This is a genomic window from Corynebacterium sp. S7 (assembly GCF_054401105.1).
In genome coordinates this window covers 2,432,453-2,445,254 of the sequence record NZ_CM136760.1, presented here as the reverse complement: position 1 = coordinate 2,445,254, position 12,802 = coordinate 2,432,453, and the positions used below count along the sequence as shown (strand labels likewise).

General features: G+C 57.2%; 10 protein-coding genes and 1 tRNA gene. 5 read left to right on the top strand and 6 right to left on the bottom strand.

The features are described from left to right. The first annotated feature begins 6 nt into the window (after nucleotides 1-6). From pstB (ACXZ66_RS11640) to ACXZ66_RS11630, 3 genes are all read left to right on the top strand, one after another. Nucleotides 7-780, top strand: a complete 774-nt coding sequence (gene pstB, locus ACXZ66_RS11640; protein WP_458748922.1) for a phosphate ABC transporter ATP-binding protein PstB — start codon at nucleotides 7-9, stop codon at nucleotides 778-780. A 178-nt stretch (nucleotides 781-958) separates the two neighbouring features. After that, complete coding sequence (gene pstB / locus ACXZ66_RS11635; RefSeq protein ID WP_458748921.1) at nucleotides 959-1,732, top strand: phosphate ABC transporter ATP-binding protein PstB; 774 nt, start codon at nucleotides 959-961, stop codon at nucleotides 1,730-1,732. Nucleotides 1,733-1,802: 70 nt separating this feature from the next. Next, on the top strand, nucleotides 1,803-2,927 hold the full coding sequence (locus tag ACXZ66_RS11630) for a cytochrome P450 (protein ID WP_458748920.1): 1,125 nt from the start codon (nucleotides 1,803-1,805) through the stop codon (nucleotides 2,925-2,927). On the opposite strand, the gene phoU is transcribed toward ACXZ66_RS11630, so the two are convergent. Both phoU and dusB read right to left on the bottom strand, forming a co-directional pair. Further along, on the bottom strand, nucleotides 2,924-3,667 hold the full coding sequence (gene phoU / locus ACXZ66_RS11625; RefSeq protein WP_458748918.1) for a phosphate signaling complex protein PhoU: 744 nt from the start codon (nucleotides 3,665-3,667) through the stop codon (nucleotides 2,924-2,926). The genes ACXZ66_RS11630 and phoU overlap by 4 nt on opposite strands. Nucleotides 3,668-3,742: 75 nt before the next feature. After that, complete coding sequence (gene dusB / locus ACXZ66_RS11620; RefSeq protein ID WP_458751382.1) at nucleotides 3,743-4,867, bottom strand: tRNA dihydrouridine synthase DusB; 1,125 nt, start codon at nucleotides 4,865-4,867, stop codon at nucleotides 3,743-3,745. Nucleotides 4,868-5,189: 322 nt separating this feature from the next. Here dusB and ACXZ66_RS11615 point away from each other — a divergent pair, with 322 nt between their 5' ends. Further along, the gene (locus tag ACXZ66_RS11615) at nucleotides 5,190-6,695 is read left to right on the top strand and encodes a succinate CoA transferase (protein ID WP_458748917.1); all 1,506 of its coding nucleotides are present in this window, start codon (nucleotides 5,190-5,192) and stop codon (nucleotides 6,693-6,695) included. Nucleotides 6,696-6,790: 95 nt separating this feature from the next. Here ACXZ66_RS11615 and cydC read toward each other — a convergent pair whose 3' ends face one another. The 4 genes from cydC to ACXZ66_RS11595 are packed head-to-tail and all read right to left on the bottom strand — an operon-like array spanning nucleotide 6,791 to nucleotide 12,474. Continuing rightward, nucleotides 6,791-8,311 carry a thiol reductant ABC exporter subunit CydC gene (gene cydC / locus ACXZ66_RS11610; RefSeq protein WP_458748916.1) on the bottom strand — a complete coding sequence of 507 codons (1,521 nt, stop codon included), beginning with the start codon at nucleotides 8,309-8,311 and terminating at the stop codon, nucleotides 6,791-6,793. Continuing rightward, nucleotides 8,308-9,858 carry an ABC transporter ATP-binding protein/permease gene (locus ACXZ66_RS11605; RefSeq protein WP_458748915.1) on the bottom strand — a complete coding sequence of 517 codons (1,551 nt, stop codon included), beginning with the start codon at nucleotides 9,856-9,858 and terminating at the stop codon, nucleotides 8,308-8,310. The genes cydC and ACXZ66_RS11605 overlap by 4 nt, the downstream gene beginning before the upstream one ends. Before the next feature lie 3 nt (nucleotides 9,859-9,861). Beyond that, entirely contained in the window at nucleotides 9,862-10,866 is a 1,005-nt protein-coding gene (gene cydB / locus ACXZ66_RS11600; protein ID WP_458748913.1) for a cytochrome d ubiquinol oxidase subunit II, read from the bottom strand. Beyond that, nucleotides 10,867-12,474 carry a cytochrome ubiquinol oxidase subunit I gene (locus tag ACXZ66_RS11595; RefSeq protein WP_458748912.1) on the bottom strand — a complete coding sequence of 536 codons (1,608 nt, stop codon included), beginning with the start codon at nucleotides 12,472-12,474 and terminating at the stop codon, nucleotides 10,867-10,869. A 232-nt stretch (nucleotides 12,475-12,706) separates the two neighbouring features. Here ACXZ66_RS11595 and ACXZ66_RS11590 point away from each other — a divergent pair. Further along, nucleotides 12,707-12,779: transfer RNA gene (locus ACXZ66_RS11590), tRNA-Lys, on the top strand. The last annotated feature ends 23 nt before the right edge of the window (nucleotides 12,780-12,802 follow it).

Sequence of the window (12,802 nt, the reverse complement as noted above, 5' to 3'; positions counted from 1 at the left end):
GACACGATGTCTAAGCTCGAACTCAATGATGTCAATATTTACTACGGCGATTTCCACGCCGTGCAGAACGTTAACCTGCAGATCCCAGCACAGGCTGTGACCGCCTTCATCGGCCCATCCGGCTGTGGCAAGTCCACCGTGCTTCGCACCCTGAACCGTATGCACGAGGTCATCCCTGGTGCTTACGTCAAGGGCGAAATCAAGCTGGACGGTCAGGATATCTACGCAAAGAACATCGACCCAGTGTCGGTGCGTAACACCATCGGTATGGTGTTCCAGAAGGCGAACCCATTCCCAACCATGTCCATCGAGGACAACGTTGTTGCGGGCCTGAAGCTCTCTGGTGAGAAGAACAAGAAGAAGCTCAAGGAAGTTGCCGAGAAGTCCCTGCGCGGCGCAAACCTCTGGGAAGAGGTTAAGGATCGTCTGGACAAGCCAGGCGGCGGCCTCTCCGGTGGTCAGCAGCAGCGTCTCTGCATCGCACGCGCGATTGCAGTGGAGCCAGAAGTTCTGCTCATGGATGAGCCTTGCTCCGCTCTTGACCCAATTTCCACTCTTGCTGTTGAGGACCTGATCCACGAGCTGAAGGAACAATTCACCATCGTGATCGTGACCCACAACATGCAGCAGGCAGCTCGCGTGTCCGACAAGACTGCTTTCTACTCTCTGGAAGCAACCGGCAAGCCAGGTCAGCTCATCGAGTTCGATGACACCAAGACCATCTTCGAGAACCCTTCCCGCAAGGAGACCGAAGACTACATCGCTGGTCGTTTCGGCTAATCCAGCCAAATCCTAAAGCCTGCCTCAACCGTTTTGGTTGGGGCAGGTTTTTGCGTTGTGTAAGCCCTGCTAATCTCAAAAGATGCAGGTAAAAGGGTAGAAATCGCGACGGGAATATTGTTGACATGTCATATGCTATACGGGGTGAGACGACCAATTAGAACTCACAGGAGAGATCATGTCGAAGCTCGAACTCACCAACGTAAACACCTATTACAACGATTTCCTCGCAGTCCAAGACGTCAATATGAGCATCCCAGAGAAGGCCGTTACTGCCTTTATCGGGCCCTCTGGCACCGGAAAGTCCACGGTACTTAGAACAATTAACCGAATGCACGAAGTGATCCCCGGTGCGCGTGTTACTGGGGAAGTCACATTAGACGGTCAAGACATCTACGCCCCAGGCGTCGACCCCGTATCAGTGCGCAACACCATCGGCATGGTGTTCCAAAAGCCTAATCCCTTCCCAACCATGTCCATCGAGGACAACGTAGTGGCAGGACTGAGGCTTGGCGGCGAAACCAACAAGAAGAAGCTCAAGGAAGTAGCTGAAAAGTCGCTGCGCGGAGCCAATCTGTGGGATGAGGTCAAGGACAGGCTAGACAAGCCCGGCGGTAGCCTCTCGGGTGGTCAGCAGCAAAGGTTGGTGATCGCGCGCGCGATTGCCGTCGAGCCTGAGGTATTGCTTATGGACGAGCCCGCGTCTGCACTTGACCCAATTTCAACGAGGGCGGTAGAAGAGCTCATTCATGAGCTGAAGCAGGACTACACCATCGTGATCGTCACCCACAATATGCAACAGGCAGCCCGCGTCTCTGACAAGACCGCGTTCTTCTCTCTCGAAGCGACCGGAAAGCCCGGCAAGCTTGTCGAATTTGGCGACACAACAACCATTTTTAACAACCCCTCGAATCAGGAAACACAAGATTACGTAGCAGGGCGTTTCGGCTAGCCTGGGAAGCAGGCCTTGACAGTAGGACTTGACAGCAGGCCTGGAACAAGGCACGCAAAGGAGCGCATGAGTGAAAACTGTTGACCCGACAGGCAAAGATGCTCGAGAGCTTGGGGACGCACTTCTGGCCGAGGACGAACACACTGTGCTCACGCCCCAAGGCGAGGTTCTCGTCATGGGGCATAGTGCTACTCGCCATGTGGCTGAGCAACCTGAGCAGTTCTCTTCCGCTGTCTCGTCCCACTTGCAGATCCCCAATGGGCTCGATGGGCAGCAGCACGCACAATTCCGCGCACTTATCGAGCGCTATCTCACCGATGAAGCCGTAGCGGAGTTCCAGCCTGCATTTGAGGCAGTTGCACAGGAAACGGTGGACAAGTTCATCGGCGAGGACTCGATTGACGCAGTCGGCGAGCTAGGGGCTCATTTTGCCGTGCATGCCATGATTGCGTGGTTGAATTGGCCCAAGGAGATTGCGCCCCGACTCATTGCGTGGGTGATAAGCAATGCTGCAGCAACCCGGGCAGGAGATGCGCACGAGACTGCACAAGTTGCAGAAGATTTTGACAGCATCATTAAAAGCGTGGTTGAACCGCGGCTGGAAAATCCCACCGACGACGTCACAAGCCAGCTCATCCACGACCAATTCCTCGGACGCCCCCTCGACTTCGACGAAATTGTCTCTATTTTGCGCAATTGGACTGGGGGAGACCTTAGCTCGATGGCCTATTGCATCGGCATTATTTTGCACGGGCTCGCTCAGAATCCGAGTGTTCAGGAGCGGCTTCGCCAAGATATTTCCGTTCGAGAATACGAAGCAATTATCGACGAGTTCCTTCGCCTGGATAGCCCATTTGTTACTAATCGACGAATCACCACCTGCCCAGTCACCCTTGCCGGCAACGACCTTAACACTGGGCAACGGATCCGGCTGGTGTGGACGGCTGCAAACCGGGATGGTGCGGTCGTCGATAAGCCTGAAACCTTTGACCCTAACGCACACGGCGAGCACAACCTTGTGTGGGGAACCGGCCCGCATGCATGCCCGGGCCGAGGGCTGTCGATGTTAGAGCTGCGCGCGATTATCAGTGCGATTCTGGCGCGCGCTTCGGTGGAGCAGACAGAAGAAGGCACACGCGAGGTGTACCCGTCGGGAGGGTGGGAAGCGCTGCCCATTCGGATGAACCGGCTTTAGTCTTGCTTGCGGCCGCGCGTGAACTGGCGCTCAAGATCAGCGAAGCGCTGCTTCATCTCGGCATCGGCGCGGTCAGTTTCCTTTTTCTGGATGTATTCCTCAGGCATGAGGCCTGTGGTGAGATAGACGATGCGGGCGCCGACGTTGACGCAGTGGTCCGCGTAGCGCTCGTAGTAGCGCGATACCAACGTGAGATCCACGGCTTCCTTCGTGGAGTGCTTCCACTCTCGCTCAGTGAGCAGATTGAGCAGGAAGTAGTTGAGATCGTCGACGGCATCGTCGTCCTGATTAAGAATGAGGGCAACGTCCGCATCAGGTGCGACGAGCAGGTCATGGGTCTTTTCGCCCATGTCGTCTACGAGACGCACCATTTCTTCGATATAGCCACGAACGTCTTCCGGAATTGCGAATTCAGGGTGGCGACGACGCGCTGTGTTAGCAATGTGCATAGCCAGCGCCGCCATGCGGTCAAAATCCTCAACGATATAGATAGACGAAACGACCTGGCGCAGGTCAGAGGCGACGGGGTTTTCTAGAGCGAGGAGCTGAACCGCACGTTCCTCACAACGGACCTTGATTTCTTCTAATGGGTCGGCGAAGGAGAGGGCTTCTTCAGCCTTCTCTAGGGATGCTCGCAGTAGTGCCTCGGACGCTTTTTCCATGATTGCACGCACGGAATCGCACATGACCAAAAGATCATGTGCAAACGCATCGAGGTGTTCACGGTAGACAGTGCGCATGCGTGTAATCATAAGGTACGTCTGAAAAAATTGCGCGATGAGTGAAAAAACGACCGTGAGTGTGGGGGTGAATCCCTATCCACCGTTGTTTTCAATTTCGGCGCCCACGGGTACGGAAGCGTCTTCTGGGTCATCCAGCCAGCCGTCCGGCAGCGCAACTTTCGACGAAGAACCTTGGCGACCGCGTGCGCCGTCTGCATCGTCGGCAAGCGCATCAGAATCTGCCCATGGTGCGAGTTTCTCGGCGAGCTCGGCAAGGCTGCTCACCTTCGCTAGCGCAGAGCGCATCTCGCCGCCGACGGGATAGCCACGCAAATACCAGCCGATGTGCTTGCGAATATCGCGGCACGCGCGGGCCTCGCCGTCGTGCTGAGCCAGAAGCTCGGCATGGCGATAAATGATCTGAGTGACCTTGCCCAGGGTGGGATCGGCAGGGATTGGCTCGCCGCGCAGCTGAGCTCCAAGTTGGGCAAAGAGCCATGGGCGACCCAAGCAACCGCGACCGACCTCGACGCCTGCGCAGCCGGTCTGGTCCATCATGCGCTGTGCGTCCTCGGCGGCGAAGATGTCACCGTTTCCTAAGACTGGAACGCCGGAGCCATCCATATGCTCAACTAGGCGGGCAATTTCGTCCCAGTGGGCCTGACCGGAGTAGCGCTCGGCTGCGGTGCGGGCGTGCAGGGTCACTGCTGCTGCACCTTCCTCAGCGGCAATTCGGCCGGCATCCAGGTGGGTATGCGTGTCGTCGTCAATGCCGATGCGGAACTTGACCGTGACTGGAATGCCCGTGCCCTCGGCAGCACGGACAGCGGCATTAACAATATTTCCGTACAGGCGACGCTTATAAGGGATTGCCGAGCCGCCACCGCGACGAGTGACCTTGGGCACGGGGCAACCGAAGTTCATATCGATGTGGTCTGCGATGTCTTCTTCGACGATCTTGCGTACTGCCTTATAGGTGTATTCAGGATCGACCGTATATAGCTGCATGGAGCGAGGCTTCTCCACGTCGGCGAAGGAAGTCATGTGCAAGGTTTTTTCATTGCCCTCGACGAGCGCGCGTGCGGTAATCATTTCGCACACATACAGTCCCGACGAAGTGCCGGTCATTTCCTCTTCGATTTCGCGGCATAAAACACGAAACGGCATATTTGTCACGCCTGCCATCGGGGCGAGGATGACAGGCGAGGAGAGGTCCATGTCGCCAATGCGTAGTTGAGGGTGATTCACAACGCTTATTGTTGCAGTCTAGGGCTGGTTGTCAAAACCCACGTGGCACCGAAACCCCAGTGTGGGTTTCAATTTCTGTGGGGGTGCCTCTGGGGGTGAGTGAAAGGGGAGGTCACCCCTGTTTAGTGGTGCTAGCAAAGTTTGAAATATCTTGTTTTACCTGGCTAATTTGCAGGCGTGTGAAGAATAATAATCACTTGGGCAAACCTTGTGGCATGGAACTGGAATCTGCGCTACAATATGCTGGACACCAATTGCTTAATCCCAATCGATATAGAGGTGAATTCCCGATATGAGCGACCGCATCGCAAATGCAGCACTGCGTGGAAAGGTTATGACTGCCGAGGAGGCAGCGGAGTTTATTAAAGACGGTGACAAGGTCGGCATCTCCGGCTTCACCGGCTCTGGCTACCCAAAGGCACTGCCAAAGGCAATCGCCGAGAAGGCAAAGGCAGCTCACAGCCGAGGCGAAGAGTACGCAATTGACGTATTCTCCGGCGCTTCCACCGCAGATGATTGCGATGGCGTTCTGGCTGAAGCAAATGCGATTCGCTACCGCATGCCATACCAGTCGGATCCAACCATGCGAAACAAGATCAACTCGGGCGAGATGAAGTACCAGGACATTCACCTGTCCCAGTCCGGCCTCTACGTTGAGCAGGGCTTCTTCGGCAAGATCAACGTTGCCATCGTCGAGGTTGTGCGTATCACTGAGGAAGGTAACTTGGTTCCTTCCTCCTCCGTGGGTAACTCCGTTGAGTACCTGAAGGCTGCAGAAAAGATCATCATCGAGGTCAACGACTGGCAGTCTCGTGATCTCGAGGGCATGCACGACATCTGGTCGAACAGCAAGCTTCCTAACCGTGTGGCTGTGCCAATCAACAATGTCGGTGACCGCATCGGTTCCAGCTTCATCGAGATTGACCCATCCAAGGTCGTCGCAGTTGTGAAGACCGACGCTGCTGACCGCAATGCGCCTTTCAAGTCACCGGATGATGTCTCCAAGGCAATCGCTGGCAACTTCCTGCAGTTCCTCGAAGACGAAGTTCAGGCTGGTCGCCTCTCCTACGACCGCTACATCATGCAGTCCGGCGTGGGCAATGTCCCTAACGCTGTGATGGCAGGTCTGCTGAATTCCAAGTTCGAGAACATCCAGGCATACACCGAAGTGATCCAGGACGGCATGGTCGATCTGATCGATGCTGGCAAGATGACCGTTGCTTCCGCAACCGCTTTCTCTCTTTCTCCTGAGTACGCAGAGAAGATGAACAACGAAGCTGCCCGCTACCGCAAGAGCATCATCCTGCGTCCTCAGCAGGTGTCCAACCACCCTGAGGTCATTCGTCGACTAGGCCTGATTGCTACCAACGGCATGATCGAAGCTGACATCTACGGCAACATCAACTCCACTCACGTCAACGGCACCCGCGTGATGAACGGTATCGGTGGCTCCGGTGACTTCACCCGTAACGCTTTCGTTTCCTCCTTCATCTCTGGTTCCGAGGCAAAGGGTGGCGATATCTCCACCATCGTTCCTTTCGCAGCTCACATCGACCACACCGAGCACGACGCAATGGTGATCATCACCGAGCGCGGCTACGCAGACCTGCGCGGCTTGGCTCCTCGTGACCGTGTGCCAAAGATGATCGAGATCGCTCACCCTGATTACCAGCCACTGCTGCAGGAGTACTTCGAGCGCGCTCAGTCCGTACAGCCATACCAGGCAACTCCTCATGATCTGAAGACTGCATTCGACTTCCACGTTCGCATGCTGGAGAACGGCTCCATGAAGAAGTAAGACTTCTTACACGACAAAAGGCCGGTACCACCTCAAGGTGGTACCGGCCTTTTGTTGTTTAATGCTGGTATCGAACACTGGCAAAAAATGGCCAGCTAAGTAGTGCTCACCTCCACGCCAACCGGGCCGTCCGTGTGCGCAACCACAAGAACAGTGCGCTGCGGCTTAGCCCCCGGCAGGTTCTGGTGCAAAAGCATGTCCAGAACTGAGTTAGCTGCATCGGGCGAAAGGTGGGCGGTGGGCTCGTCGAGAAGCAATACATCTGCGTCGCTGCACAGCGCTCGGGCGAGAAGTAGCCTGCGGCGTTGACCCGAGGAGAGCGATTCGGCGCCATCTGCCAGGACAAAGTCCAAGTCGAATTCGAAGCCGACGGCCTCCAATACTTCATTCATCACCTCTTCCGAGACCTGGGGTGCGGCAACGCGGATATTTTCACGCACTGAGGTGGAAAATAGCCACGCGTCCTCGGCGAAGAAGCGAGCGCCCTCGGGTTTGGTCACCTGGCCGGAGGCTTCTGGAAGCAGGCCCGCAACGGTTTGGAGCATCGTCGTTTTGCCACAACCGGAGGGGCCGCGGACGAGCATGCGGCCGCCCGCGTCGAGGTGGAAATTCCACACGGTATCGCCCCACACAGTGTGCAGATCCCGCGCATCAACCGCCGCGGTTGCCTCAGGGGTAGGTTCTGGCGTGGCGGGAGCCTCCACAAGCTTGCGCAGCCGGGCCGCCGAGATCTTGGCCTCCTCGGCGTGCACCGCTGCCTCAGCAAGTGGGCCGTGCGCCTCGAAGGCAGCAAGCGGGATCATCACCAGCATGCCCAGCCAGACGGGCTCGCCGGTATAGGTAGTCACACCGATGAGCGTGACCAGCAGGGCAGCAAGACCAGTTGCCCAGGCCTGGATCCCCTCGGAGATGGCAAGGGGCCGCTGGGCAGCGACGGACTCGGCAGTTGAACGCTTCGAGGCGGCAACGGCTGAAGTAATTTGCTCCTCGGCTTTGCCCGCAGCGTAGTACTCCGCCCGGTGCTCGAGGACAGCATCAAGGCGCACATTGAACTCGTCGCTTGCCTCAACGTTGCGCGTTCCCCGCGACACCCGTACAGCGATCGCCGGAATAAGCAGCCCCGTTGCAGCAAACGCCACCGCCATCACCACAGCAGCCAGCGGACTCAGCCACGCAGTAAATGCAATGGCTGCAATGGAAAGGACAATAGCCACACCGACGGGGACCACGGTGCGCACGACAAGATCGGTGATGCGCTCCGTGTCGTTGACTAGGCGGACATGGCCTTCGCCGCGAGTCAAGACACTTGACGACGAAGCCAGCGCGTCATAGACCCTCGCGCGCAGTGTGGTCAGGGCGGTGAGCCCCAGCTTGTGCGACACAAGCCGATCCAGGTAGCGGAATACGGCCCGAGAAATGCCGAGTGCGCGAACTGCCGTGATTGCCACAGAAAGGTGCAGTACCGGGGGCATTTCCCAGGCCCTGGTGATCAACCAACCCGACAGCACGGTGAGGCTCAGCGCGGAGAGCAGCGTGATGGATCCGGCAATCACTGCCCAGACAAGATCGCGGCGCCGGACACCAGCAAAACGGAGCAGGAATTTGAGATCGTTCATAGCCTGACCACCTCGTCTGCGACAGAGTAGACGCGCTCGTCGTGGGAAGCGACAACAACCGTTTTCCCGCTGGCAGCTTCGGCGCGGATAGCGTCCAGAGCTTTTTCTACCAATTCGGGGGAGAGGTGGGCAGTAGGCTCGTCGAGAAGCAAAACCGGTGCCTCACTTGCAAGCGTGCGCGACAGCCCGATGCGCTGAAGTTGGCCTGCCGAAATGCCTTCGGCGGCGGGGCCGACCTGTTGGTCGAGGGGCATGTCGAGGCCTACGGCCTCCCGCGAGGCGGGTGTGGTGGCTGAGCCCATGAGGACCAAGTTGTCCTCCACATCTCCTGGGACAGTGGCGGGACGGGCGGGCAGGTAGGCGACGTCACCGGTCACCGAAATCGACCCGGTGACCTTGTCGTCGGGAAGCAATCCCAGCGCAGCGAGAAACACCGTGGATTTGCCGGAACCGTTCGGGCCCGCAAGTACCGTGACGCGACCGGGCAGTGCGTCGAAGGAGAGGTTCTCGGGGCGCACACCGTCGCGGCCACTCACCGAGAGGGCCTCCGCGCGCACACCCGGGACACCGTGGCTCAGGTAGGCACCGGTGGTACTTGGTTCGGCGTCGATGAGCGTGAGTAGCTGATCGGCGGCCTCGAGCCCATCTACCGCAGCGTGGTAATTCGTGCCCACCTGGCGCACGGGGTTGAACACCTCGGGGACGATGATGAGCACAACCAAGCCCGCGAGCAGGCTCATGTCGCCGTAGACGAGACGCAGGCCAATGCTGACCGCGACGAGCGCGACGGAAAGCGTAGCCAAAAATTCCAGTGCGAACGAGGAAAGGAAAGCTAGGCGCAACACACCCATGGTGGCCTCCTCGTGGCGTTTGCCGGTCTCTCGGATCTGGCGCGCCGGGCGCTCGGTGGCATGCAGTGCACGCAGCGTCGGTGCGCCAGAGAGGAGATCAGCGAGTTGGTCGCCGAGACCTGAGGTGACGCGCAGGCGGCGTTCGGTGTGGGTGGCCGTGAGCTTGCCAATCAGGATCATAAAGGCCGGGATAAGCGGCAATGTGACCAGTGCGAAGATCCCGGAGACCCAATCGAATACGAAGATGACGATGAGCACCGTCGGTGTCGCAATCACCAGGGCAATCAGCGAGGGAAGGAAATCGCTCAGATACGGGCGGAAGTCCTCGAGCCCGCGAGTAAGAATATGGCGCCACGAGGCCGCGTTTTCCTGGACTTCACGCGGGTCGCGCCGGGAAAGAGCCCGGAGGCCCTGCTCACGCAGGGTATCTACAGTTTCGCCCACCGCTTGTGTCGAGTTTCGTTTCGCGGCCCAGGCCACCGAGCCATGCGCCACAACTACAAGCGCAAGAGCAATAAATAGGGCCACATAATTCGCCTCGCGCCCCTCAATTGCCGAAGCGACGATGATGCCAAGGAGCACCCCGCGGGCAACAATCAGCACGGTATTTATGCCCTGTGTGAGCCCGGTCCGCACGATAAGTTGGCGGACCGGAGGAGCTATGCGAATTAGGCGGGGATCAACCGGTGAGGCCACGAGTTAAACCTTCACCCGTTTCCTAAACGACCAGTATGCCCATCCCTGGCCTACGAGGATCGCAGGCACAAAGAGTATGGCACCCCAGCTCATGACCTTGAGGGTGTAGGGACTCGACGCAGCATTGTAGATATCCCAGCCTGGGAACTGGCTTGTCGAAGGCATGACGTCGGGGAACAAAGAACCGAAGAGCATAATTCCGACGCCGGCAATGGTCAGTGCGGTGAATGCAAAGGCCCAGCCGTCGTGTGCCTTGAAGAGCGCAATAATTGCGGCCACCAATGCCAGCACCGTGAGGCCGAGAATAATCCAGGTCCAATTAACACCGACGCTAAGCTGCAGCCCGATGAGGTAGGCGGCCGCGACGATAATAACCGGGACGACAAGCCACTTCTTTGCCAAGTCGTGCATGTGGCTGCGCAGTGGATCCTCAGCCTTATGCCCGATGAACATTGCACCATGCAGCATGAACACCAGCACGAATGCCAGGCCACCGAGCAGAGCCAACGGAGTGAACAAGCCAATGAAGCCATCGGTCAACGAATTAATGCGACCCGCCTCGTTCATCGGAACGCCGATGACAATATTTGTGAAAATCACACCCCACAAGAAAGAGGGGACATAGGAACCGATCATGGTGCCGATATCGCAGCGCTTGCGCCACTGATACGTATTCACTTTTCCGCGCCATTCGATGGACACACCACGAACAATCAAGGTGATCAAAATCAGCAACAGCGGGATGTAGAACCCGGAAAACAAGGTGGCGTACCACTCCGGAAAGGCCGCGAAGAGGGCACCGGCACCGGTAATCAACCACACTTCGTTGCCGTCCCACACCGGCCCAATCGTGGTCATCTGCGCCGAGCGACGCCGATCGTTTTCTTCTTTGTCCTTGCCGCCCGCAAATGGCAGCAACATACCAACGCCGAAATCGAATCCTTCAAGGATGAAGTAGCCGATGAAAAAGAACGCGATTACAACAAACCAAATGGTGTTCAGATCCATTTACTTCTCACCCTCGTTATTTTTGGGATCGGTTTTCAGGGCTGTTGTGCCGCTTCGCGACGATTCACTGCCCCCAGATTCCGCGTCCGGGGAGTCGTCGCTAAATGTCAATGGGGCAAGCTCGGAATCTTCCGCGGGGCCATAGGTGACCTCAGCGATGTGGTCGGCATCGCCCTTGTGGATCCCGGGTTGGTCGAGCCCGTAGCGCACGTACTTTTGCATCAGCCAGAACCACACCACGGCGAGTACGCCGTAGAGCAATGTGAAGATGATCAAGCTGGTGAGGACTTGCCACGGCTCGTGATCGGAAACGCCATAATCGACGATCATGTGAATGTTTTGCTCTCCACCAGCCGAATTTGTTCCCTGGAATTCGGGGTTCGGGTGGACCACCCATGGCTGGCGACCCATTTCGGTGAAGATCCAGCCTGCGAAGTTGGACAGCCATGGCGCAGGAAGAGCAACCAGGCTACCAATCTGGATCCAGCGCGCCGAAGGAACCCGGTTCTTGCGGGTCAGCCACAGGGCACCGAGTGCCAAGATGATAGGGACAACCATGAACCCGATCATGAGGCGGAAAGCCCAGTAGGTAACGAACAGGTTCGGAATATAATTGCCCGCGCCGTAGAGGTCCTGGTATTGGGCATTGAGTTCAAGTGCGCCTTGCAGCTCGACGCCAGTGAACTTGCCTTCTGCTAGGAAGGAGAGCACCCAAGGCACATCGATGAGGTGTACTGCCGTGTCACAGTTGTTCATTGTGGAAACGGAGAGGATCGAGAAATAGGGGTCCATTTCGGTGTGACAGAGCGCCTCCGCCGAGGCCATCTTCATTGGCTGTTGTTGGAACATGAGCTTGGCCAATTGGTCGCCCGTGAGGGAGACTCCGACGGTAGCAATCAGGATCACCCAGGCACCAAAGCGAGTGAGCTTGCGCCAGATGTCTTGCGCGGCTCCATCGGGATCGCCTTTGCGCTTTTCCTTGACCATCCACCAGCCTGCGATGGCGCAAACGAAGGTGCCGCCGAGCATCCAAGAAGCGAAGATGGCGTGTGGAGTGGCTTGGAGCGCCGTCGGATTCGTCAAAAGTGCCCAGATATCCACGAGTTCTGCACGGTCGGTGTCTGGGTTATATACCGCGCCGACTGGGTGTTGCATAAAGGAGTTGGCCACGATGATGAAGTAGGCGGACACATTGACGGCAATGGCGACGGTCCAAATTGATGCTAGGTGCGCCCATTTGGGAATGCGCCCCCAACCGAAGATCCAGATGCCTAAGAAGATGGATTCGAAGAAGAAGGCCGCTAGGCCCTCGAAGGCGAGTGGTGCGCCGAACACGTCGCCGACGAAACTTGAGTACTCGGACCAGTTCAATCCGAATTGGAATTCTTGGACGATGCCGGTGACAACACCCATCGCGAAGTTAATGAGGAAGAGGTTTCCAAAGAATCTTGTGGCGCGGTACCACGCCTCGTTTTCAGTGCGGTGCCACATGGTTTGCATGATGGCCACCATCGGTGCAAGACCAATGGTTAACGGTACGAATATGTAGTGGTAGACAGTTGTAATCCCAAACTGCCAACGGGATATATCAACTAGGTCAAGTTCCATGAACTTTTCTCCATGACGGTCAGGTTGCGCCGCGCCACCGCTCTTGGACGAATGGCGTCATTCAGCATCAATCGTTGGGAAGAATTTAATTCCCTTGTAATCGATTGTCGTTAATTCTTTGCCAATAGTTCCCGTTTGTAAAGGCTGACCTATTAAGGGGTCAACCGTTTCAATCGGATTCAAAAAGGGCCGATTTCTTCTCCTGCAAGCGAAGCGCTAGGATATCTCCGACGGGCCTTTAGCTCAGTTGGTAGAGCTACGGACTTTTAATCCGCAGGTCGTGGGTTCGATCCCCACAGGGCCCACCGTTACAGCCCCGAAACGCCAA

Bases quoted from the DNA above. Each gene is read 5' to 3' on its own strand.
- cydC (WP_458748916.1), bottom strand. From the start codon at position 8,311: ATGAACGATCTCAAATTCCTGCTCCGTTTTGCTGGTGTCCGGCGCCGC.
- phoU (WP_458748918.1), bottom strand. From the start codon at position 3,667: ATGCGCACTGTCTACCGTGAACACCTCGATGCGTTTGCACATGATCTT.
- ACXZ66_RS11595 (WP_458748912.1), bottom strand. From the start codon at position 12,474: ATGGAACTTGACCTAGTTGATATATCCCGTTGGCAGTTTGGGATTACA.
- ACXZ66_RS11615 (WP_458748917.1), top strand. From the start codon at position 5,190: ATGAGCGACCGCATCGCAAATGCAGCACTGCGTGGAAAGGTTATGACT.
- dusB (WP_458751382.1), bottom strand. From the start codon at position 4,867: ATGGACCTCTCCTCGCCTGTCATCCTCGCCCCGATGGCAGGCGTGACA.
- pstB (WP_458748922.1), top strand. From the start codon at position 7: ATGTCTAAGCTCGAACTCAATGATGTCAATATTTACTACGGCGATTTC.
- pstB (WP_458748921.1), top strand. From the start codon at position 959: ATGTCGAAGCTCGAACTCACCAACGTAAACACCTATTACAACGATTTC.
- cydB (WP_458748913.1), bottom strand. From the start codon at position 10,866: ATGGATCTGAACACCATTTGGTTTGTTGTAATCGCGTTCTTTTTCATC.